This window comes from Enterovibrio qingdaonensis, assembly GCF_028683135.1.
In the GTDB taxonomy this organism is placed as follows: domain Bacteria; phylum Pseudomonadota; class Gammaproteobacteria; order Enterobacterales; family Vibrionaceae; genus Enterovibrio; species Enterovibrio qingdaonensis.
In genome coordinates this window covers 215,105-239,020 of record NZ_JAJUBB010000007.1, presented here as the reverse complement: position 1 = coordinate 239,020, position 23,916 = coordinate 215,105, and the positions used below count along the sequence as shown (strand labels likewise).

The window sequence follows — 23,916 nt, the reverse complement described above, 5'->3', positions numbered from 1 at the left end:
CTTACGCTAAGCGGCTTTTTCCATTATGCACTTTCCCTTTCCTCTTCCATCGCTTTTAGCTGCTTTTCTAACTCAAGAAGACGGATTTCTGCCTCTAATTCGGCGACACGCTTTTCAGCATCAGAGCGTGTATCTTGCTGAATAGCATCTGCTGTTATTTGAGTTTGTTCTTTGGAACGAGCGTCCTCTAAATCTTTCATAGAGCCCGCCACGCCGCCTGCCACACCACCAGCAACAGCACCTTTAACCGCCAACTCTGGCTCACCCAGCAGTAGACCCATTGTGCCACCGAGTAATGCGCCACCAACTGCACCACGGTTACGTGAGGCATTTTCATTGTCGGCATCAAGTTCTGATGACGCACAACCCGCCAACGATAAGGCCAATATTGACGCCATAAATGCACCGGAGGTTTTCTTCGTCAGTCGCATTACATTCTCCAAGCCATAATCTTAAGCAATGCCTAAATTATTCATAAGTTTGATGAATGCCGCTAATTAGCTGTGCTTACCTCGGCGATAACTGAGTTTTATTAGCCAATAGCATTACTGACATCTTCCAAGCTGGCTGGGTCATCGATTGTCGACGGTATGGTATAGCTTTCACCGTCTGCAATCTGCCGAATTATACGCCTGAGTATTTTGCCGGATCGCGTTTTTGGCAGCCTGTCGACAATCACTGCTCGATGAAAACACGCCACCGGACCAATTTCGTCACGCACCTTCTTAACCAACGCTTTTTCTATGTCACCTTGGTTCGAAAAGTAACCATCTTTTAGCACCACAAGCCCTAGCGGCACTTGGCCTTTGAGTTCGTCATAAGCACCAACAACTGCGCATTCAGCAACTGCCTCATGACCACCGAGAATTTCCTCCATTTCCCCGGTTGAGAGCCGATGCCCAGAGACGTTAATCACATCATCTATACGCCCCATCACAAACAGAAACCCATCTTCGTCTATGTATCCACCATCTCCAGATACGTAGTAACCTGGAAACTGAGAAAGGTAGCCAGATTCAAATCTATCGTGGTTACGCCACACTGTGGCGAGACAACTTGGTGGCATGGGCCGTTCAACGGCAATAAATCCTTGCTCAAGCGGCGCACATGCTTGACCCGTTTCGTTTAGGATCTGTACGTCAAACCCTGGGGTAGGTTTGGTTGCAGACCCTGGTTTCGTCACGAAGCTTTCGAGCCCAATGGGATTGGTCGCAATTGCCCAACCTGTTTCAGTTTGCCACCAATGGTCTACAACGGGTTTGCCAGTATGAAGCTCCACCCATTCCAACGTCGGTGGGTCTAATCTCTCTCCCGCCATAAAAATGGTTCTTAAGGTAGTCATTGGATAGTTTTGGATTTCTTGCCCGTCTGGGTCTTCTTTTTTGATGGCACGAAACGCTGTAGGCGCAGAAAACAACACTGAAACATTGTATTCATCACACACTCGCCAGAACGCCCCCGGATCGGGTGTTCTAACCGGCTTACCTTCAAATAAAATTGTTGTACAACCATGAATAAGCGGCGCATAAACGATGTACGAGTGTCCAACCACCCAGCCTACATCGGAGGCCGCCCAGTAAACTTCGCCAGGGCTGACATTGTATACGGTCGACATGCTGTATTTCATGGCAACCGCGTGACCGCCAGTATCGCGAACGACGCCTTTGGGCTTTCCCGTAGTACCCGATGTATACAAGATATAGAGTGGGTCTGTCGCTTTTACAGGAACGCAGTCATGCGCCGTTGCCTTCTCGAATAGCGCCGCCCAGTCCGCATCGCGTTCTTGATCCAACGAGGCTTGCACTTCTGGTCGTTGGTAAACAACGACATGCTCCGGCTTCCAGCGGCTATCCATGATGGCTTTATCAACCATCGGCTTATAAGGAATGACCTTTGATACCTCTATGCCACAAGACGCGGTTAACAGTACTTTTGGTTCAGCATCTTCAATTCTAACGGCAAGCTCATTCGGGGCGAATCCACCAAATACAACAGAATGAATTGCACCGAGTCTGGCGCAGGCCAGCATGGCAAATACAGCCTGAGGGATCATTGGCATATAAATTATGACCCTGTCCCCTTTCACCACGCCAAGCTCAGATAGCATTCCTGCGGTCGTTGCGACTTGGTCTCGCAATACGCGATAGCTGTACTGTGCTTTTTTGCCGGTCACTGGCGAGTCATAGATCAAAGCCGTTTGGTCGCCTCGTCCATTTTCCACATGATAATCTAACGCTAGATAAGCGGTATTTAGCTCTCCGTCTGGGAACCAACGCTCTATGCCATTTTCGTCGCTTTGAATCGCTATGCTGGGCGGTGTAAACCAATCAATCTGTTTCGATTGTTCTAGCCAAAAAGTGGCGGGGTCGGTAACCGATTGCTTGAAAGTACTTTGGTAGGACGACATTGTCTCGCTCCTTGCCACGTTATACGCGGAGTCGTTCGCTGTATCCTGTCGAGATAGATGCCCCGACGGCGACGTTTACCGCCGGGGTATCGAAGGTCAGTTTATGGAAAACATCTCCATGAAAGTATTAACGGGCGTTTTCATCAACGCTGTCTGATCACTGCAAAGTGCAACGATTTTTTCAGCCTGACCCACTGGGAATCGTGTGAGCAAGTTACGTTTAAACTTCGCTTCGAGGACAGGAATGCCCTCTTCACGGCGACGTCTATGCCCAATGGGGTATTCAATCTCAACTTTCTCCGTGGACGAACCGTCGTTGAAGAACACTTGAATTGCATTGGCTATCGAGCGCTTATCCGCATCCAGATATTCTTCGGTATAACGCCTGTCTTCGCTGATCACCATTTTGTTTCTCAACGCATCAATACGAGGGTCGCTACGGTGGACGTCATCTTCGTAATGCTCCGCAACCAGATCGCCATGGATCAAGGGAATCGCAATCATGTATTGCAAACAATGGTCGCGATCTGCTGGGTTCGCTAAATCACCGACTTTAGAAATGATACGAATCGCTGATTCATGTGTTGTAACCTCTATGCGGTCAATCTCGTCCAACCTATCCGCTACAAGTGGATGGAGCTTAACGGCGCATTCCACTGCAGTTTGCGCGTGGAACTCTGCGGGGAAGGAGATTTTGAATAGCACATTTTCCATCACGTACGAATCGAACGGCTGATTCACTTTGAAGGTCTCGCCTTTGAATAAGACATCGTAGAAGCCCCATTTTTCAGCCGTTAACACAGACGGTAATCCCATCTCTCCTTTCATGGTAATCATGGCCAAACGAACGGCGCGCGACGTCGCATCACCCGCAGCCCAAGACTTTCTTGAGCCTGCGTTTGGCGCGTGGCGATAGGTGCGAAGAGCACAGCCATCTACCCATGCTTGAGACAGCGCATCAATCACCTGATCGCGCGAGCCACCAAGCATACGTGTTACCACACCTGTCGACGCAACACGCACCAAAAGCACATGATCAAGACCGACACGGTTATAGCTATTTTCCAGTGCCAGAACGCCTTGGATCTCATGCGCTTTAATCATCGCCGTCAATACCACGTCCATGGTTAAAGGCGGCTTCCCTTCACTCACAGCCACTCGGCTTAAATAGTCTGCCACAGCCAAGATACCGCCCAAATTATCAGAAGGATGCCCCCACTCCGCCGCCAACCAAGTATCATTGAAATCAAGCCAACGAATCATGCAACCAATATTGAACGCTGCTGTTATCGGGTCTAACTCATGGGAGGTACCCGGTACTCGCGCACCATGTCTGACGGTTGTTCCCGGCACCAGCGGCCCCATGTGTTTGGTACACTCAGGAAAACGGAGCGCCAATAAGCCACACCCCAGCGTATCCATCAGACAATTCCTCGCCGTATTGTAGGCTTCTGCTGATGTGATATCTTTATCACACACATAATCAGCAATGGTTTGCAGCAGCTCATCCGGCGCGGGTCGCTGGTTAAAATCAACGTTCTGTGACATTTTCTATCCTTCCCTGAGTCAATTAGTTTCGTTTTTCAATCGGTAGCCAATCTTGGTGATCGGGTCCAGTGTAGTCCGCACTAGGGCGAATAATCCGGTTGTTTTCGCGTTGTTCGAAAATATGCGCGCACCAGCCTGTCACGCGACTCATCACAAATATTGGGGTAAACAATTTGGTGGGTATTCCCATAAAGTGATACGCCGACGCATGGTAGAAATCTGCATTCGGGAACAAGTCTTTCTCCCGCTTCATTACCCATTCCACACGCTCAGAGACCGCGTAGAGCACCTTCTCGTCATCCGATTCAGCCAACGCCTTTGACCACGCTTTGATTAACGTATTTCGTGGATCTGACTCCCTGTAAATCGCATGACCAAACCCCATCACTTTTTCTTTTTCCGCCAGCATTGCCATCAATGCTGACTCTGCCTCATCAGGGGTTTGCCAGTTTTCAATCATCGCCATCGCTGCTTCGTTCGCGCCACCATGCAGCGGGCCTCGCAATGTACCAATGGCGGCAGTCACGCAAGAGTGGAGATCAGAAAGTGTTGAGGCACACACTCTGGCTGCAAATGTAGAAGCATTGAATTCATGCTCGGCATAAAGCACCAAGGAGCAGTGCATCACGCGCGTGTGAAGATCATAGGGGGAATGATCAAACAGCATGTCGAGAAAATACCCACCGATGCTGTTTTCCCGACTTTCCGAGGTATCAATACGAACGCCATCGTGGGAGAAACGATACCAATAGCAAATAATGGCAGGCAGGTGCGCCAGCAAGGTGTCCGTTTTATCTTCTTGCTCAGAGAAGTCTGTTTCGGTATCAATGTTACCCAACATTGAGCAGCCAGTTCGCATCACATCCATTGGATGCGCATCGGCAGGGATCCGCTCTAAGACTTCACGCAACGGAGCAGGAAGACCGCGTTTATTAACGAGACGTGTTTTATAAGCGTCAAGCTCAGACTGATTGGGTAGTTTGCCTTTTAGGAGTAAATAGGCAACTTCTTCAAACTCCGCGTGATTCGCCAAGTCGGTAATGTCATAACCTCGATAAGTCAATCCGGTACCTGTTTTACCTACCGTGCATAACGCTGTGCTGCCTGCACTTTGACCTCGCAGCCCTTCACCACCAAGCGGTTTGTTTCTGTCTGGCATGGTTCGCTCCTTCTCGTTAATGACTTCCTTCCGATAACGCGTCCGTTCAAAAATCAGTTGTTTTCGCTAAACAGCTGATCGAGTTTCTGCTCGTAGTCGTGATAACCAAGATAGTGGTACAACTCTTCGCGTGTTTGCATCGTCGCAACCACACTTCGCTGATGCCCTTCGGTTTTAACTTGCTCATAAACGTTGAGTGCCGCCTGATTCATCGCTCTGAATGCCGAAAGCGGATAGAGAACCATCGATACCCCTACCTCGCCCAATTCCGATACCGAGAACAGTGGTGTCTGGCCAAATTCTGTGATGTTCGCCAAAACGGGCACATTGAGTGCGTCTGTGAATTGTTGATACTGCGCAAGTGTATTTATCGCTTCTGGGAAGATCATGTCTGCTCCTGCTTCGACGCAAGCAAGAGCCCGCTCAATCGCGGCTTCCATTCCTTCCACAGCCAGTGCATCTGTGCGCGCCATGATGACAAAGTTGCTATCCTGCTTGGCATCAACTGCCGCCTTCACCCTATCGACCATTTCGCCTTGGCTGACAATGGCTTTGTTAGGACGATGACCACACCGCTTCTGAGCAACCTGATCTTCAATATGAACCGCTGCCACACCTGCACGTTCCATCTCTTTCACGGTACGCGCGATGTTAAACGCACCGCCGAATCCCGTGTCGATATCAACAAGCAAGGGCAGATTTGATGCGGCAGTGATCCGTCTTGCGTCTTCCAGAACATCATTCAGCGAGGTCATGCCAAGATCTGGCAAGCCAAATGACGCGTTGGCGACACCGCCACCTGACAAGTAAATCGCATGGTGGCCCACTTGCTCCGCCATCATCGCGGTATAGGCATTGATGGTACCCATCACCTGAAGAGGTTTATGGCTATTAACGGCTTCTCGAAATCGTTTCCCTGCACTCATGACGCCATCTCCTTATGATCTTTCAGCCTTGCTGCAGCTAACTGTCCACTTCGACGTATATGTCTGCGCATCAACATTTCCGCAAGTTCTGCGTCACGATCTTCCAGTGCAGTCAGAATTTGAAAATGCTCATTCAATGCCCTTTCTGGTCGGGACTGCGTTCGTGTCGACTGTTTTCGATACATCCGAACTAAGTGATACAGCTCATCGCACAGCAACCCAATTAGCTTGCTGTTTCTGCTTGCTTGAATGATGCGATAGTGAAAATCAAAATCGCCTTGTTGATGAAAATAGGTCGCACCATCCACTTCATCGATATGCTGCTGATGACGAACGAGCAACGCGCGCAGACTCTCAAGCTCTCGCTCGGTAATGTGTGCACATGCTTGTCGAATAGCCATTCCTTCTAATGCCTCACGCACCGCATAGATTTCAGAGAGTTGCGCTTCACTAATCGTCACCACTCGCGCCCCTACATGCGGTATGCGCTCGATGAGTCCCATGGTTTCTAAACGCATCATGGCTTCACGAAGCGGCCCCCTGCTCACATTTAGTTCTCGAGATAATTCGGGCTCCGAAATTTTAGAACCGGAATGGAATTTTCCAGAAACAATGGCTTCAATCAGCCACTCGGTCATTCCCTCGGATTTGGTCACATCTTTCAAAGTAAACACCCTCTGCCACTCACAACAATTTGTTAACCGCTCCCGCAAATAACCATTCATTGTCGACAATATAATCAGTAATGATTAATTTATAGCCTAAGAAACCGCATTGATACAGAATATTGTCAACAATCATTGTTAGACATTAGTCTACATCACATTAACATCCACTCTGTACTTACCGCACAATTTGGCTTGTCATCTGAAAAATTCATGCAGTTGAAACTGTGAATCGCTACCAGAACAAGCAAGATTTTATTCCCAGTTACCGACTACAGATCTAACTCTGACGAAATGAGCAATGTTTCCTTCAACGAACTCATCTACTTTATTTATTGCGCAATTTAAGTTGCGTTAATTACATATAAATCAATAGGTAAATTATTTTTTCTCGAGGGATTCACAATGGATGTTACACGCTCTAGCAAAGGGTTCACGCTGTCGGCTGTCGCCGTCGCGTGTATGTTTGCTTTCAACGCGCAGGCTGCAACCGATTGTTCGACCATCGAACAATGGTCTGCTGACAAGGCCTACGGCGGTGGCTCTACCGTCCAACATAAAGACAATGTGTATAAAGCCAATTGGTGGACAATGGGCAACAACCCAGCAACATCATCTGGTCAGTATCAAGAATGGAAGCTCGTTGACCAATGTGACACTGGCACTGTAGAGCCGCCTCCTAATAAAGCCCCCACTGTTTCGCTAGATTCCCCAACCACTACTGACAAAATCACAAACGGTGACGTTGTCACGATTACCGCAACAGCTGCAGATGTTGACGGCACAGTAGCAAGCGTTGAATTCTTTGTTGACGGTGTATCCGTTGGTCTTGATAAGACAGCACCTTACTCTGTCAGCTGGAATGCGACAGAAGGAAACCATACAATTTCGTCGAAAGCGACGGATGACAAAGGCGCGGTGACTGAAAGTACTGGTGTCAGCGTCACTGTCCAAGCGGGTAACGTTGTTCCAGATAATGAGCCACCAACTGTTTCTGTCAATGCTTCCGCTCTGGCCGTTGACCAAGGTGCGACTGTTACGCTTACGGCCGACGCTGCTGATACAGACGGCACCATCGCTAACGTTGACTTTTATGCCGCTGGTCAACTCGTTGGCTCAGCAACATCCGCACCATTTAGTGTGGATTGGGTAGCAAACACTGCGGGCAACATTTCTGTCTATGCAAAAGCGACTGACAATGACGGAGCCGCAACAGATTCTTCGCTCATCTCTATCAACGTCACCGGACAACCAACCGTTTCAAACTGTCGCCCTGACGGCTTGTACCAAACTGAAGGTGTGAACGTTCCTTACTGTACGATTTACGATGCAGATGGCCGTGAACTGATGGGCACTGACCACCCTCGCCGTATTATTGGTTACTTCACCAGTTGGCGTTCAGGTGATGACCCACAAGCCGCTTACCTTGTAAAAGACATCCCTTGGGAAGAACTCACTCATATCAACTATGCCTTCGTCAGCATTGGCGCAGATGGCAAAGTAAACGTTGGTGATGTGAATGACCCAGCTAACGTTGCAGTTAACAAAGAATGGCCGGGCGTTGAAGTTGATCCTGCACTGGGCTTTAAAGGTCACTTTGGTGCGCTTGCAACCTACAAGAAGAAGCACGACGTTAAAACCCTCATCTCAATAGGTGGCTGGGCTGAAACGGGTGGTCACTTCGGAACTGACGGTAATCGCGTGGCAGACGGTGGCTTCTACACCATGACCACCAATGCTGATGGCTCAATCAACCACGCTGGCATTCAAAAATTCGCAGATTCAGCTGTTGAGATGATGCGTCAATACAAGTTTGACGGCCTAGATATTGACTACGAATACCCAACCTCTATGGCGGGTGCGGGTAACCCAGACGATAAAGCGTTTATGGAACCACGTCGCGCTTATTTGTGGGCATCTTACCAAGAGCTAATGAAAGTCCTGCGTGAAAAGGTTGACCGTGCGTCTGAGCAAGATGGCGTTCACTACATGCTGACTATCGCAGCACCATCTTCAGGCTACCTGTTGCGCGGTATGGAAACATTCGATGTCACTAAGTACCTCGACTACGTCAACATCATGTCCTATGACTTGCACGGCGCTTGGAATGACCACGTAGGTCACAATGCGGCACTGTATGACACAGGTAAAGATTCTGAACTGGCAGCGTGGAACGTTTACGGCACTAGCCAATACGGCGGTATCGGTTACCTAAATACAGACTGGGCATACCATTACTTCCGTGGCTCAATGCCTGCAGGCCGTATTAACATCGGTGTTCCTTACTACACCCGTGGTTGGCAAGGTGTGACCGGCGGCGAAAACGGCCTTTGGGGTAAAGCTGCGCTTCCAAACCAAGCTGAATGTGCCCCTGGCACAGGTGAAGGTGAGAAGAACAATTGTGGTAACGGTGCGATTGGTATCGACAACATGTGGCATGACAAAAATGCCCGTGGTGAAGAAATGGGCGCAGGCTCTAACCCAATGTGGCATGCCAAGAACCTCGAAAATGGTGTCTTTGGTAGCTATGCATCCGCGTATCAACTAGACCCAGCGACTAACCCAGCTCACGTGCTATCTGGCAGCTACGCTCGCAACTATGACAGCGTTGCCGTTGCACCTTGGTTGTGGAACGCAGAGAAGAAAGTCTTCCTGTCTACCGAAGATGTTGCATCGGTTTCCGTGAAATCTGATTACGTCATCGATAAAGGCATTGGCGGCATCATGTTCTGGGAACTGGCAGGTGACTATAACTGTTACGTATTTGATGCAAACGGTAACCGTACTACCACTATCGACAAGACTGAAAATGCTTGTGCGACAGGTAATGGTGAGTTCCATATGGGTAACAGCATGACCAAAGCGATCTATGACAAGTTCGCGGCGGCCACCCCTTATGGTAACAAGGTTTCAGAAGTGCCGATGCCTACTGAAGCAGTTGATATCGCAGTCTCTGTCGGCGGATTTAAAGTGGGTGATCAAAACTACCCAATTAATCCAAAAGTCACCTTTACCAACAACACAGGTACTGATCTACCGGGTGGAACCGAATTCCAGTTCGACATTCCAACCTCTGCACCTGACAACGCGAAAGATCAATCTGGTGGCGGTCTAAGCGTCATTTCGTCTGGTCACACTAAAGCCAACAACATTGGTGGTCTGGAAGGTAACATGCACCGCGTATCTTTCTCTTTGCCTGGTTGGAAAACACTGGCTGCGGGTGAAACGTATGAGTTAGATATGGTGTACTACCTGCCAATTTCTGGCCCTGCGAACTACACCGTGAACATTAATGGTGTGGAGTACGCCTTAGCGTTTGAGTACAGTGATTTACCTCTGGCTGATCTGGGCGCAGGTCCGGTTGACCCGGGTAATCCAGACCCAGGCACGTGTGATACCACTGGCCTTAATGTTTATCCAAACTTCCCGCAGAAAGACTGGGCAGGAAACCCAAGTCACGCCAACTCCGGTGACAAAATGGTGCATGAAGGTGCTATCTACCAAGCAAACTGGTGGACTGCCTCTGTGCCAGGTAGCGACGGTAGCTGGAGCAAAGTGTGTGGCTAACGCGCATTAAAACAAAGAGTTAAATTAATCATAAACCGGCCTCTATGGCCGGTTTTTCTTTTGCATATCCCACTGAAATACCCTGTCATTTTCTCGATGAGAGCGTATGATACGCGTTGTTTTTGACCATTTTCCCTGACATTTTTAAGACTAATTCCGTATGTTTTTTAAACTCTTTGAACGTATAACACTTGCCTTCCCGCAAGCAGAACCGGAACAACCGCCCAGCTCCTTGCTGGCCTTTTGTCGTCACTATACAAAAGGGTTTGAGAAGCCGCTGCTGCTTATGTCTTGCCTTACTGCCCTTATTGCTATCGCTGAAGTCACTTTATTCGGCTTTCTTGGTCAACTCGTCGACTGGCTTTCTAGCCAAGAACAGAGCACTTTTCTCGCCAATGAAGGGACCACATTACTTTGGATGGGAGCCTTAATTTTAGGCATGCCGCTACTTGTCGCCCTTCATTCGCTGGTACTGCATCAGTCTTTGCTGGGTAACTATCCCATGTCAATTCGCTGGTTAGCGCATCGATACTTGTTAAAGCAAAGCATTGGTTTTTATCAAAATGACTTTGCCGGGCGCATCGCCACTAAGGTGATGCAAACCGCCTTATCTGTACGCGAAACCGTGATGAAATTGCTCGATGTAGCGGTATACATTTCAGTTTACTTCTTCAGTATGCTTTTTATCGTTGGGCAAGCCGATATTCGACTGATGCTTCCCTTGCTGGTCTGGTTACTCGCTTATATCGGTATTCAGCTCTATTTCGTTCCAAAACTGAAAGCTGTTTCGACCGAACAAGCGGATGCTAGATCGCTCATGACGGGACGTATTGTCGACAGTTATACCAACATTGCCACCGTCAAACTGTTCTCACACACTGACAGAGAAACTTCGTATGCAGAAGAAGGTATGGAGACCTTTATGGATACGGTTTATCGTCAAATGCGCCTAGCGACTGGCTTTAATATCGCTGTGGAGATCATCAACTATGCTCTGGTCTTCGCTATTTCAGCTATATCTATATGGCTGTGGCTCGATAGCCAAATCTCCATCGGTGCTATCGCTATTGCAGTGAGCCTCGCCTTGCGCATTAATGGCATGTCGAAATGGATCATGTGGGAAATTGGTTCTCTGTTTGAGAATATCGGCACCGTTGTAGACGGTATGAGAACCTTATCAAAACCCGTAGAAGTCACAGATAGCCCCAATGCACCTTCACTTGATGTACCAAAAGGTGAGATCGCATTTAGCGATGTTTCCTTCCACTATGGCGAAGGCAAAGGCGTGATTGAAAAACTAAACCTTCGTATCAAGCCTGGCGAAAAAGTCGGCCTTGTTGGACGCTCCGGTGCAGGCAAGTCTACGATGGTCAATCTACTGATGCGCTTTCATGATGTTGAAGGCGGAGAAATCCGTATTGATGGTCAAAACATCTCAGAAGTCACGCAAGATTCACTACGCGCGAATATCGGCATGGTAACGCAAGATACGTCTTTGCTTCACCGCTCCATTCGAGAAAATATCCTTTATGGACGACCTGACGCGACAGAAGAAGACTTGTTAGAAGCCAGTCGAAAAGCACAAGCGCATGACTTTATCGAAACACTTAGTGACCCTCATGGTAACCACGGCTATGACTCTCAGGTGGGTGAGCGAGGCGTAAAACTGTCTGGTGGGCAACGTCAACGTGTCGCCATTTCTCGTGTTTTGCTTAAAGACGCACCTATCCTGATTCTTGATGAGGCCACGTCTGCCCTCGACTCTGAAGTTGAAGCGGCAATTCAAGAAAGCCTCTATCAATTGATGCAAGGAAAAACCGTTATCGCCATTGCTCACCGTCTTTCAACCATCGCAGCCATGGACCGCTTGATCGTCTTGGATCAAGGTGAGATTGTCGAAGAAGGTACCCACCAAGAATTGATTGCTACAGGCGGCATCTACGCGCAACTTTGGCAACATCAAACTGGCGGATTTATCGGCGATTAACATTCGTTTTTCACTTAACGACGGCCAGTTATTAAAAAGGGATGCATAAGCATCCCTTTGATTTTGTCGCAGAGTTGAGAATCATCTCCTACCCTTAGCGAAAGACAATCGTTAACTAAAGGAAGCCACTATGCGATTCACTCTTCTCGCTGTTACCGTTCTAACTCTGTCTGCATGCTCTGATTACGATCCTATTCCTGTTAGCCAATGCAACAAAGTGGTTAGCCACGCCCAGAAAGTATTGGGTGCATTAGCCCCGTCTAGCAGTGAACTCATGAGCCAATGTAAAGCAGCCTCAGACAGTGAGCGCGGATGTGTGTTGGCATCGTCTAAAAAAGGTCAGCTCGCGCAATGTCTATAACAGCTTGATGCTGATGACATATAGCGTTGCTGAATACTGAGCGGTATATCAAAACAACCTGAAGACCCGCGTTTTATAGAGACCCGTTGGCAGCGACATCTTCAGGTTGTTTGGCAATCGTAACTTGGCGGTTTACTCTCGTTTTTTCCCACCCACTCCCCTTCGCTATCATTCCACTTTTTTGTTGTGGGAATCACAAAACCGAAGCATACTCAATATCTTGTTGTACCCAAGGATGTGACAAGAAACCTTGTCCGGGGGCAATTGAGGGATGTAACTTTGGATACTGGATGTTTGACCTATCAGCCATGCACGGATCTGCTCCATGCTGCCAAGCTTGATGATGCGCTATTCAATTTGGTGAATGGTATAGAAATACTTTCTGCCGTTAGCCCTCAGAATTACAAAGAGCAGAAAGCGGACTTTTTCAAGCGCCATTACTCTTTCGAGCCCACATTTACCTACAAAGAAAACGTGACAAATGCGTTCCGTCTAAAACGCCATTTGTTCAATCTACCTGTCGAAAAAGTCGAAGACCCCGATCTTCAAACCATTTATGAAGATGTCATCGTGTCTTACGCGGATAAAGTCGATCAGTTGCAAAGCATTGGCAGCAATGAGTTCCTTTATAACTCACTCCGCTATTTTGGAGAGCCGACCGAAAAAGACATTCGGAACGCTACCTTTATTTTGCATTTACCTGACTCAGACGACGATGAGTGCGCCTTGGTAGACGCGCAAGGGATCCAGCATATTATGGAAGCCTTTGCACAAGGTGAAGGTTACGATTACCAACTGCTGATTGACGACAACATGATTGCCAACGCCCTGGTGTCCGGCACTTCAGTTAAAATCAACTCTTGCGCTCAAGTTCCGTTGATAGAAGCAAACGCCCTTGCGCATCACGAATTAGGCGTGCACTTGGTGACGACCCTCAATGCGCGTGCGCAGCCGTTAAAAATCCTGTCGCTTGGATGCCCTGTTAACACCATGACCCAAGAAGGCATGGCTATTTTAAGTGAGTATTTAGCTGGCCACTTGTCAATCAAACGCCTAAAAATACTGGCTCTTCGTGTGTTAGCTGTCGAATCAATGATTAAAGATAAATCTTTCCGCACCACCTTTATGATGCTGAAAGAACAGTATGGTGTTGAGCGAAATCTGGCGTTTACCATCACTGCGCGAGTATTCCGAGGTGGTGGTTTCACCAAAGATTATCTTTATCTAAAAGGCTTCCATGAAGTGCTCAACGCTTATGAGCAAGAAGAGGGATTTATGAATCTACTCTGTGGAAAAACAGCCTTGAAGCACCTCCCGCAAATTAATCGTTTGGTTGAAAAAGGCATTTTCATCCCACCGAAAAAGATCACACCGTCTTTCAACGCGCCTCAAGATAACGACGAAATACGTCGATTTATCACGCATGCCATCAAGTAATTAATCAATGTCTCAATCACTTGAGTATTGTAATTGCATGTATTGATACTTTCTGAAATAGCGCATTTACAGGTAGTTTGGGTATACTGGCTCCGATTTCATTTAGGAGCCTTTTATGCAACGTTCGACCCTCATTGGCCTAAAAATTGGGCTTTTAGCACTCTTGGCGTTTATCGCTGCCATCGGGATGAGCGTTAACGCGCCAGCTACTCACTGGCTTCAAGAGGCATTTTTAGGGCTCAGCTTTAGCTTCGGCTTTGGGCTAGGTTTGCCAGATATCGCGGCCTATGCAGCCTCTGCGTTGGTGTTTCTTGCTATCTTTTGTGCAGGGTATTTTCTTGGCAAACTTGTCGCAAGAAAGTTAGAGAATTAACCCAAACGCTCCTCTTATATCAACGCAACGTCCACCCAAACTAAGCGGTGATCCGAAGGGGCATCAAACGACAATCGGCCTCGTTTGTCTGTGATGAACGCGTGAAGCGCAGAATTCTTCAGTGGCCAGAAAACGCCACTGTCTATCACCTTCAAGTCATTAGACGGCAGCACATAGTCAAGCCTTAAGCCGCGATTGTGTGTCGCCATCGCCTTGTTCTGACCTTTATTTCTTGCCAGGTATTCAAGCGCTCCCTGACTTTTAGGCGGCTTGTCGTCGTTCATCCTAGCGTGGCCAAGTAAGGAACCAATGGCCAGTTTATCACCATCGCCATTTAGGCAATCAGCATTCAGATCCCCCATCACAACGAATGGCATATCGGCACAAATCCCCCCACTGTTTCCATCATCATCAACTAACCTCTGGTCATTAGAAATAATGGCTTCAAGCAATTTTAGTTCGTCTGCGTTCCTTTTAAGGTTTCGTTTTTCTGGACCATCGAAAACTGGTGGCGTTGGATGGCAAGCAACAAGGGTGATTGACGTGCCGTCAAGATCCACCGGAATAGCGACATGATTTTTAGACGACAATCTGAGCTTGCTTGCTACATCTGGGCTGTAATAATCGACAGGCAGTCGAGATTGGGGAAAATCTTTCCATAGCAAGGTTTGCCACGAACGAACGTCGTCGACTCGCAGCGGGTAACGGCTCAGGACAGCAAACCCATATTGGCCGTGATGACAGCCAAAACCTTGCGCACGTTCTGGCGAATTTGAAACATCATCATTCGCCAGAATCGGTAATCCCGTGTTAGAAGGCGCAAGGTATCGATAAGGATACTGCACTGCTGAACCACCAAAATTGCTGACGTCGAGATACTCGCTACAAAAGTACGCCAAAGAGCCGTCGTCTCCACCTTCACCGGGGTGATCAAATTCGCAAAGCAGCAAGACATCAGGGTTAACGTGCTGAATAATGGCGGCAAGCTTCTGAATTCTTTTGCTGTTCTGCCGAAGCTCATCGAACATTCGCGTGGGCATGTCAGCAGACATTGATACGTTAAACGTTGCGAATCGAACTGTCTTGCCTGTCATTTAGCGGTCACCATTGGGTCAGAGAACCAAATGGTAACCTAGTGCGACCTTCTAAGAACAGCTTTGCTTGTTTAGAAGCTTTGATAATGCATCGCGAATGTATTTTGCATCCGCCTCTGCTCGATGAGGTGCTGGACCAAGTGCGTCCATTGCATCAACAAAATCTGACTTTTGTATGCCTTCAATACGTTGCAACCAGTGGCCGACTTCCGTCAAGGTAAATGTCGGACGCATGTGTGCCGCTTTGTAGAGCCGACCCAACCAAAACAAATCCCACTGACTATCGCAAATGACGTCATCATAAAAACATAGAGAACTGTTAAGGTGCGCACATACATCAAACACCGACACGCCTTTCGTGAGAAGCTCTCGCCTGTCTATGCCGTGTATTTCCTTCTCGGCGTAATCATCCCAGTAGTGCCAGTTTTCAGAGGAAGATTCGGGGTTGATAAGCAAGCTAACGCTTGACCCATCAGGTAGACTGTAGCCAACTTCAATCGGATATGAAGCATCAGTGAGGCCTGAAGCTTCAAAATCGAGTGTAACCCACATATTATCGCTCCGTGATAATCAGGTGTATCCGCAGTTATCGAGTCAGGATCAAGCCAACTAATGTCCACAATCGCTTTTCCATAAGAACTTTGTGATGCATAGAATACTTGCCTAGCCAAGCCTCGTGTTGGTTTGTATTTTAGAGAACAACGATTAACTAAGACTAACTGTAGTGCCTCTTTGACATCGTGCACGTCTTAATCTTGTGCGTGTACTGATTTATTTTGGACCTTATCACTTTTTAGAATGACACTTTTCATTTAGGGCAATGAAGATTATGGATTCCAACAAGTTAACTCCCGTTATCGGCTTTGCGGGTTTCAGTGGCTCTGGAAAAACTACGCTTCTTGAGCAAGTTATTCCACATTTAAAAGCTCAAGGACTCCGTGTAGGTGTACTAAAACACAGTCACCACACAATCGAACCCGACCCTCCGAGAAAAGACAGTTATCGTTTGCGATACGCGGGTAGCGACCAGTTGCTTCTCGCAACGGCTAAACGACATATGCTTTTTTTCGAATACCACGATGACGGTGAGGAAAGAGAGCCAGAATTGACCGAATGCTTGGCACAACTCGACCATTTGCGCTTGGATGTAATTCTGGTAGAAGGCTTTCGTGATGCCACTTTGACCAAAATTGAGGTGTACCGCCCGAGTTACGAGAAACCACTTCTTTCCCAGAACGATAAAAACATTATTGCGATTGCCACGGACGACACGGCGTCAATTGAGAAGAAAGTCGATGATGCCCTTACGGTGTTGGATTTAAACCAAGCGACACAGGTTTCGCGTTTCATCCTGCACTGGCTTGATCATGGTGAGGCAGAACAAAAATACCGCGCTTTCTCAAATAATTAGTGCTTTCCATCACGAGTCAATGTGATAGACAGGTGAATACAGATATGAGACATGTCACAATCACAGCATACGAATAACTGATCCCTCTCGGGAAAATCGCCGTTAGTTGTCGCAGTTGGCAACAAACATCATTCAGAATGTGCTTTCTGATTTATCTATAAATAAAGAAGTTAAGAATGAAGTCCACCACTCGAAAAGTAAACTCGCACAAGCAAATCGCTCTTGTTGCTCATGACCACTGTAAGTCCGAGCTGGTTCGCTGGGTAAAAGAAAACAGAGAAAGCCTCTCTCAACATTCGCTTTATGCCACTGGCACTACGGGGAATTTACTTAGCAAGGAGACTGGACTTTCAATCACATCCTTAATGAGCGGCCCTATGGGTGGCGACCAGCAACTGGGTGCCATGATCTGTGAAAAGAAAATCGATGTGTTAATTTTCTTTTGGGACCCATTGAGTGCAGTACCGCATGACCCTGATGTTAAAGCACTGCTGCGTATTGCTGCTGTGTGGAATATTCCCGTTGCGATTAACCGCGCATCTGCAGGCTATCTCATCACTTCGCCAAAAATGGCGCAAGAAGTTGAAATCGAAGTACCAGACTACGATGCCTACCTAGCAGAACGCCTATAATCATTGATACCCAACGCAGTGATTTTTAACGCCCAGCTCTTGGGCGTTTTTTATAGATGAAACCTAGCTCGTAGACAGCGGATAATTCAGAGTGTCCTTGATCAAAACAAGGTGTTTCTTCACCCACGTTTTATTGATGGCTCCCCAATCTGATATTTGATACCCACCATTTTTATTCGCTCCGACAAACTGCACGTCGATATCCAGTTCGCCCAACGCATCAATCGTATCCTGTGCCGTACGCCTTGGCATGCCTGTTTCATTCATAATGGCAGGGACAGTATTGACCCCTTGTTCAATAAGATAAGCCACTAATAGACGGCGATAAAAGCTGGTTTTGGTTTTGCTGGGTACTGACAAATGAATCCCTCCTTTTTATTTCCTATCAGTGTAACGGCTATGCGTTAAGGAAAAAGAACGGCAGTGATGTTCGGTGCCAAGGCTCACAGAAGTAGCAATAGAAAGCCATATTTTACACCTCTCAGTCCTCATCGCTTTTCCCGCTTTATCTCAGGAATGACACGCCAATAGAACCTCAACCGAAAGGGTTTAATGCCAGACTAGGTGTTGACTAAACACATGCGGACCATTGTGGGCAGGAGGAAGCCAACTCATCGACATCACTACCGTCCCGTGTTCATTGTTATGGGCAATTGGTCTCGATGAAAGCGAAGATTTTCGAAAGTCAGCGAGAACTTATATTTCAGATTTCCTGCTGCTGTAACGTGATTTTTCGGCGTTACAATGAAATCAAGTTAAGCAAAAACGCTTTACAGACAAACAACTATCCATACAAGGAGGCCATTATGGCTCAGCAAAAAACCAAAGTGTCCACCCATGAAACAATGGAACATGCTTACGGTGAAGATGTAGAGCATAAGCACAATAAAGATCATATGGACTATCGTGCACATGAGCCTAGCCACGGTCATCACTTACACGGCGGCGTAGACACCCACAAAGGCACACATCACCACCACCGAACAACTCACCATCACCATCACTACTACGGCCCAGTCACCATCGTCATGGGTCCGGACGATGACGAAGAATAACCGATAAAAATCCTTCGTTGCAGATGAAGCCCGCCTCACGCGGGCTTCGTTGTTACAGGCTTGCATCTTAGGTGATACACCAACATGCATGACTCACGACTAGCCTTACTTCCAAACTGACCAAATGAGGATTCAACCATGGGAAGTGGTGATAGCAATATCGTTTTTCACATTCTGGATGTCTTTTTCAACATGGTTTGGCAGATATATTGGCCCTTAGCCTTCGGCCTGATGCTGTCATCATTTATCCGCAATATGCTCCCGGTTGATACCGTTTCAACGCACCTTGGACATACCAGTGTAAGAAGCTTATCCATTACTACATTATTGGGTGTAGTCTCGTCCTCTTGCTCTTACGCAGCGGCTTCTCTTTCCCACACGTTACTTCTTAAAAAGGCCACATTGGCTAACGCGATGGCCTTTTTAGTGTCAAGCACCAACCTCATCGTTGAAATGTTTATTGTTCTCGTCGCTTTACTTGGCTGGACATTTCTCTGGGGGGAAATCCTTGGTGGATTGCTGCTTATCTGCTTTGTTGCATTGCTTTTCTCTCGCTTCTTCCCGAAAGACGTCGAGAATGAACTGCGTGAAAAATTGGCTTCAGAAGGTGCCCCCTCTGCGAAACACGATTGCGGAATGGATATGGGCGACATGCACCATGAAGACCACAAACACATGAACCACGAGAAAGCAGCCGACGATTGTGGCATGGAGGGCATGCATAGCGAAAACCACGAGCATATGCATCATGACCATAGTATGCATACTCACAGTGAAATGCATCACGACGAGCCCAAAAGCGACTGTGGCATGGACATGGGCGGCATGCACCATGAAGACCATAAACACATGAATCACGAGAAAGCAGCCGACGATTGTGGCATGGATATGGGTGCAATGAACCATGCTTCACACGAGCATATGCATGGTTCCGGCACACATGAGATGTCACATACCACACCGAGTAAGGTGACCAAAGCCGCCGGTTTTTTCCATATGGACTTGGCGATGATAGGCAAAGAAATATTGATTGGTGTCGTGGTCTCTTCATTGCTGATCGCGATTGTCCCATTGGACGGCTGGCGCGCACTGTTCATTAGTAGTGATGCCAACCTCCCTGTTTGGTTGCATTCATTCCTCGATGTGATCATTGGCATTTTCGTGGCCATGATTGCGTATGTTTGCTCTGTCGGTAACTTGCTTCTTGCCGCCGCACTTTGGCACGGCGGGATTTCCTTTGGCGGTGTCATTGGCTTCATCCTCGCCGATGTCTTGACCATTCCGATGATGCGGGTCTACCAAAAATATTACGGTCATCGCCCTGCAAAATGGATGGTTGGCCTGCTGTTTATCGCGATTCTCTTAACCGGTCTATGTGTTGACGTGGTATTCCATGCGCTGGGCTTTGCCGTTAACGACGCGTCACTAAGACCTTTGATTCAAGACGGATTTGGCATGAACTTTACGACGATTATGAACTTGATCTTCATACCTCTGTCGGTTTGGTTTTACAACGTCGGTAAGAAAGCCAATGCCGGAATGGGAATGAGCATGTAATCATGAGCGGGGGCGCATAACGTCCCCGCTTTACATTAAATGGTCGATAGTTAGATCAGGCTGAAGCGTCCAGTTTTTGTCGGGAACAACTTCGCAGAATTCGTTCCTTCGTCTTCCTTGCGTTTGTCACTGATACGCGTCATCTGGCCGTAACCTGATGAACTATCCTCCTAGGTAATTGTTTGCAGTCGCCCCAAGGAAAATGGATGTCTGATTCAAATCCGCTCCCCCATCACAAGCACATGAGCGTTTGGGGTGTTGCCGCACTCGGAATAGGCTCAATGGTCGGAGCCGGTGTTTTTGCGCTCTTGGGCCAAATCGCTATTAATGTACGTGGAGATACATGGATTGCCTTTGTTCTCGCTGGTATCGCGGCGTTGTTCTCTGGATATTCCTATGCGCGGTTAAGTGCCGTATTCCCATCTCGCGGCGGCGTCACTGATTTTTTCGCGTTGGGTATTGGTTCTCCTATCATCGAGCGCGCTCTCGCGTGCTTATACCTCATCACTCTCATTTTGACGCTGGCCCTGATTGCCAAAGCATTTGGGGCATATACCGCACGTATTCTTCATCAACCCGACCACAGTGACTGGGCAAATATCTATGCCACAGGCATTATGATATTGCTGACAATCCTTAATTTGTTGGGGGCAAAAACGGTAGGCCGTGTTGAACTGATTCTGGTTGCCGTAAAACTTGTCATTCTTTTCCTGTTTATCATCGTCGGTGCAATTACACTCAAGCCATCAATGCTAAACGTGCACCAAGACGTGCAGACATCAATGATGTTCTCCAGTGTCGGCCTCGCTTTCTTTGCTTATTCTGGTTTTGGATTGATGGCCAGTGCATCTGCAGATGTCACCAATCCGGAAAAAGATATGCCTCGCGCTTTTATGCTCGCGATAGGGCTCGTGATCGTGCTGTACGTGGTTCTTGCGCTTGTGGTGCTAGGAAACGTCAGCCCCGAAGATCTGATCAAATATACCGACACCGCAGTCGCTCAAGCTGCGGCCCCTATTCTCGGTAGTTTCGGCTTTTTCCTTGTATCACTTGCGGCACTCTTTGCGACGGCCTCTTCCATCGTGGCAAACATATTTTCCATGCTGAATGTCTCTAAAGAGATGGGAGGATCAGGTATTCTTCCTCCTGTATTTAGGAAAACGTTACTTGCCGGTGGCAGCCAGGGGTTTTTCCTTTTGATTGCATTGGTCATGTTACTGACAAATTTTTTCAACCTGTCATTCATCGCCAACGTGGCGAGTGCAACCTTTCTGGCCTGCTATATCGCCGTCTTTGTCGTGTGCTGGCGAAGACGAAAAGAATGCCATGCCAACGCCATTTTACTGGTGCTAGGGTTTGTTTTTATGGTCGGTATTTTTACAACGTTTATCGCTGAAATGATTATGGCTGGACTTTGGCTCCAGTGCGGCACGCTTGCCGCAGCGATTTTCGTGAGTCTCGCCATTGGCTGGAAAACACCACCAACGATAACTGATAAACAGGAATAAACGCGGTCAATGTTCGGAGCCTTCAACCAACAGCTTTCACACATGCAAGATGAAACCAAGGGCCGCGTATACACGCTAATTGGTGTGATGATATTAAGCTTCGACAGTCTGCTTGTCCGCTTAATTGACAGTGACCCATGGACGCTCATTTTTTGGCGCGGGCTGCTACCCTCTTTGGTCTATTTGTTGGTTCAATGGCGCACGGACAAGCGTGTGCTTGAAGACCATTTTGTAAAGCCTGCATTAAGCACATTGCTCACGGCAACCCTGATTGCAGCTTCGACTATTTGCTTTGTTTTCTCACTCGATAACACGCAAGTCACCAGTACATTGGTGATTGCCAATACCGCCCCGCTTATCACCGCAGTATTAGCCTTCTTTTTCCTTAAAGAGCGACTTTCGCTTTCAACCATCATCGCGATTCTTGTTTCTGTCGGCGGTATCTGGCTGGTTTTCGGCTACCAACCCACACAAGCTGAATTGAAAGGCGATTCACTTGCTTTGGTCACGGCCCTCTCGATGTCCGTTTACCTGATCATGCTCCGAAAAACGCAAGCAAAATACGCGACGGTTTTTCTTATTTATGGCGGCTTGTTTACGGCAGGCATTGCGCTGTTTGCTGGTGCAGACCCTTTTGCGCTTACGCCACTGCATGGGTTGTACGTTTTCTTACTCTGCGGCGTGGTTCTTCCTTGTTCGTTTTTGTTTATCAACCTTGGTCCACGTTACCTTCCTGCCGCGGAAGCCAGCCTGATTCTATTACTAGAGATACTTTTCGGGCCGCTTCTGGTGTGGTTAATTCTGGGAGAGGCACCTACGGCATCGGTCGCACTGGGTGCTGGTATCATTTTACTGACGCTCGTTACCTACACCTTATATGGACAGCGGCATCGATAACGTCATGCTATGACTAAATATCTTCTTTCATCAGCCCTTTGCCCGACCCCAATAGCATATCGAGTAACTGTTCGTTACTAATTGATTCACCTGATAACACGCTTGCCAGAATTTTACTGCCGAACAGTTGCGGAGAAATCACGACATCCGCATTCACCTGCTTCACCTTGTTTAGGTTTTTGGCATCATTCACCGCAGCGACCACTTTTATGTCCGGCGAAATGGATTTTACTGAAAGGACAATAAACGCATTCGTGGCATCGTCTTCAGTCAATGCCAATACCGCTTTGCATTGCTCTGCACCTGCTTCTTTTAGAAACTCGCTGTCTGTGCTGTCCCCCGATAAGATATCGATTTTCCGTCCAATTCGCTGCTCAATACTCGGAAACTTGTCTTCATCTTCAATAGTAAGCAAGGTGACGGGCATATCTCGCTTAGATAACTGCCAAACCGTGCTTGTCGCAAGCACTGATGTACCACAGACCAAAAAATGATTCTTTCGATTCATGGGCTTTTGAACTCCTTTTACCAGTTTATTTAAACCGCCACGGATAATCGGCCCAAAGACGGTGGTCAGTGATGTCGCAAAGACAGTGATGCCAGCAATAATGACAGAGATGGTAAACAGCCTTGCTGCCTCAGTTTGCGGAATGATGTCGCCATAACCTACCGTTGTCATCGTCACCATGGAGAAGTAAAACGCGGTCATCAGATCGTGGATCCCTGGATGAAATCCGCCACCGAAATACAATGCACCGTAAGTAGAATAGAAAAGTAATACCGCAAAGCTGATAAACGCGGCAATACCCCCAGCCGTTGCGCTGGAGCGATGAAAGTCTTTCCCTAAAACCAGTAGCAATACCGCCGTGCCGGCACTTAAATACAAATGCTTCCCGAGATTAGGGAAAAAGTGCCAATTGAAGGTAAACGCAATAATGAGCAGGATAAGGCTTACCGCCCAAGCGACCCGCGCCCGAAAGAGCAGCCCCAAAGCATTCAGCATTAGGAACAAACCAAGCAATAACCAAGGTCCGTTGGCGGCGTGTGCCCAATCAATATTGGTGAAATTTTTAATATTGAATAATGCTACTAGGTCGAGCTTCTGGCCCCACACTGCGCGGAAAATAACTACTCCGTTGATAAAAACCAGACCCGCGATAAAGATATGTCTTAGGTACAATAGCAAGGAAAGAAACTTATCCCCTCGGGCTTTATCCCACTTCAATGTCTCACCACTCCACGCTGTATTCTTGAAGGGAGTATAGTGGCTAACTGACCGCGTATTTGACTATTCAATAAGACCTGAGTGAAGAAGAATCGCGGTTTGGTACA

General features: G+C 47.7%; 21 protein-coding genes. 11 read left to right on the top strand and 10 right to left on the bottom strand.

All coding sequences use genetic code 11. The features are described from left to right. Positions 1-23: 23 nt before the first annotated feature. The 6 genes from LRP49_RS12255 to LRP49_RS12230 all read right to left on the bottom strand — a co-directional run bounded on the left by LRP49_RS12255 (position 24) and on the right by LRP49_RS12230 (position 6,678). A complete protein-coding gene (locus tag LRP49_RS12255; RefSeq protein WP_274142489.1) occupies positions 24-431 on the bottom strand; it encodes a glycine zipper 2TM domain-containing protein in 408 nt (135 codons plus the stop codon). Positions 432-532: 101 nt separating this feature from the next. After that, the gene (locus LRP49_RS12250) at positions 533-2,425 is read right to left on the bottom strand and encodes a propionyl-CoA synthetase (protein ID WP_274142488.1); all 1,893 of its coding nucleotides are present in this window, start codon (positions 2,423-2,425) and stop codon (positions 533-535) included. A gap of 78 nt (positions 2,426-2,503) precedes the next feature. Beyond that, positions 2,504-3,955, bottom strand: coding sequence for a bifunctional 2-methylcitrate dehydratase/aconitate hydratase (locus LRP49_RS12245; RefSeq protein ID WP_274142486.1), 1,452 nt, complete (start codon positions 3,953-3,955; stop codon positions 2,504-2,506). A 22-nt stretch (positions 3,956-3,977) separates the two neighbouring features. Next, positions 3,978-5,114, bottom strand: coding sequence for a bifunctional 2-methylcitrate synthase/citrate synthase (gene prpC, locus LRP49_RS12240; RefSeq protein WP_274142485.1), 1,137 nt, complete (start codon positions 5,112-5,114; stop codon positions 3,978-3,980). Between the two features lie 53 nt (positions 5,115-5,167). Continuing rightward, on the bottom strand, positions 5,168-6,040 hold the full coding sequence (prpB, locus tag LRP49_RS12235; RefSeq protein ID WP_274142484.1) for a methylisocitrate lyase: 873 nt from the start codon (positions 6,038-6,040) through the stop codon (positions 5,168-5,170). Further along, positions 6,037-6,678, bottom strand: a complete 642-nt coding sequence (locus tag LRP49_RS12230) for a GntR family transcriptional regulator (protein ID WP_420791554.1) — start codon at positions 6,676-6,678, stop codon at positions 6,037-6,039. The genes prpB and LRP49_RS12230 overlap by 4 nt, the downstream gene beginning before the upstream one ends. Before the next feature lie 432 nt (positions 6,679-7,110). On the opposite strand from LRP49_RS12230, the gene LRP49_RS12225 reads away from it, so the two are divergent. The 5 genes from LRP49_RS12225 (at position 7,111) to LRP49_RS12205 (ending at position 14,430) form a co-directional block, all read left to right on the top strand. Beyond that, the gene (locus LRP49_RS12225; protein ID WP_274142482.1) at positions 7,111-10,272 is read left to right on the top strand and encodes a chitinase C-terminal domain-containing protein; all 3,162 of its coding nucleotides are present in this window, start codon (positions 7,111-7,113) and stop codon (positions 10,270-10,272) included. 160 nt (positions 10,273-10,432) lie between these two features. Next, positions 10,433-12,259 carry an ABC transporter ATP-binding protein gene (locus tag LRP49_RS12220; protein WP_274142480.1) on the top strand — a complete coding sequence of 609 codons (1,827 nt, stop codon included), beginning with the start codon at positions 10,433-10,435 and terminating at the stop codon, positions 12,257-12,259. A 130-nt stretch (positions 12,260-12,389) separates the two neighbouring features. Continuing rightward, positions 12,390-12,620 carry a hypothetical protein gene (locus tag LRP49_RS12215; RefSeq protein ID WP_274142479.1) on the top strand — a complete coding sequence of 77 codons (231 nt, stop codon included), beginning with the start codon at positions 12,390-12,392 and terminating at the stop codon, positions 12,618-12,620. Positions 12,621-12,899: 279 nt separating this feature from the next. Then, entirely contained in the window at positions 12,900-14,057 is a 1,158-nt protein-coding gene (locus tag LRP49_RS12210; protein WP_274142478.1) for a flavohemoglobin expression-modulating QEGLA motif protein, read from the top strand. A gap of 115 nt (positions 14,058-14,172) precedes the next feature. Beyond that, complete coding sequence (locus LRP49_RS12205) at positions 14,173-14,430, top strand: hypothetical protein (RefSeq protein WP_274142476.1); 258 nt, start codon at positions 14,173-14,175, stop codon at positions 14,428-14,430. A 14-nt stretch (positions 14,431-14,444) separates the two neighbouring features. Here LRP49_RS12205 and LRP49_RS12200 read toward each other — a convergent pair whose 3' ends face one another. Then, positions 14,445-15,524: an endonuclease/exonuclease/phosphatase family protein gene (locus LRP49_RS12200; protein WP_274142474.1), complete on the bottom strand. Its 1,080-nt coding sequence runs from the start codon at positions 15,522-15,524 to the stop codon at positions 14,445-14,447. Between the two features lie 51 nt (positions 15,525-15,575). Beyond that, positions 15,576-16,076 carry a hypothetical protein gene (locus LRP49_RS12195; RefSeq protein ID WP_274142472.1) on the bottom strand — a complete coding sequence of 167 codons (501 nt, stop codon included), beginning with the start codon at positions 16,074-16,076 and terminating at the stop codon, positions 15,576-15,578. Positions 16,077-16,353: 277 nt separating this feature from the next. Between LRP49_RS12195 and mobB the strand changes: the two genes are divergently transcribed. After that, entirely contained in the window at positions 16,354-16,935 is a 582-nt protein-coding gene (mobB, locus tag LRP49_RS12190) for a molybdopterin-guanine dinucleotide biosynthesis protein B (RefSeq protein WP_274142471.1), read from the top strand. Positions 16,936-17,111: 176 nt separating this feature from the next. Then, positions 17,112-17,567, top strand: coding sequence for a methylglyoxal synthase (locus tag LRP49_RS12185; protein ID WP_274142469.1), 456 nt, complete (start codon positions 17,112-17,114; stop codon positions 17,565-17,567). Between the two features lie 63 nt (positions 17,568-17,630). Here LRP49_RS12185 and LRP49_RS12180 read toward each other — a convergent pair whose 3' ends face one another. Further along, on the bottom strand, positions 17,631-17,927 hold the full coding sequence (locus LRP49_RS12180; RefSeq protein ID WP_274142467.1) for a winged helix-turn-helix domain-containing protein: 297 nt from the start codon (positions 17,925-17,927) through the stop codon (positions 17,631-17,633). Between the two features lie 446 nt (positions 17,928-18,373). On the opposite strand from LRP49_RS12180, the gene LRP49_RS12175 reads away from it, so the two are divergent. The 4 genes from LRP49_RS12175 to LRP49_RS12160 all read left to right on the top strand — a co-directional run bounded on the left by LRP49_RS12175 (position 18,374) and on the right by LRP49_RS12160 (position 22,584). Beyond that, a complete protein-coding gene (locus LRP49_RS12175; RefSeq protein ID WP_274142466.1) occupies positions 18,374-18,622 on the top strand; it encodes a hypothetical protein in 249 nt (82 codons plus the stop codon). A 138-nt stretch (positions 18,623-18,760) separates the two neighbouring features. After that, entirely contained in the window at positions 18,761-20,179 is a 1,419-nt protein-coding gene (locus LRP49_RS12170; RefSeq protein WP_274142465.1) for a permease, read from the top strand. 206 nt (positions 20,180-20,385) lie between these two features. Next, positions 20,386-21,687, top strand: coding sequence for an APC family permease (locus LRP49_RS12165; protein WP_274142463.1), 1,302 nt, complete (start codon positions 20,386-20,388; stop codon positions 21,685-21,687). Positions 21,688-21,696: 9 nt separating this feature from the next. Then, the gene (locus tag LRP49_RS12160; protein WP_274142462.1) at positions 21,697-22,584 is read left to right on the top strand and encodes a DMT family transporter; all 888 of its coding nucleotides are present in this window, start codon (positions 21,697-21,699) and stop codon (positions 22,582-22,584) included. A 13-nt stretch (positions 22,585-22,597) separates the two neighbouring features. Here the strand turns inward: LRP49_RS12160 and kch are convergent, their stop codons facing one another. Beyond that, positions 22,598-23,809, bottom strand: a complete 1,212-nt coding sequence (gene kch / locus LRP49_RS12155) for a voltage-gated potassium channel protein (protein ID WP_274142461.1) — start codon at positions 23,807-23,809, stop codon at positions 22,598-22,600. Positions 23,810-23,916: the final 107 nt, after the last annotated feature.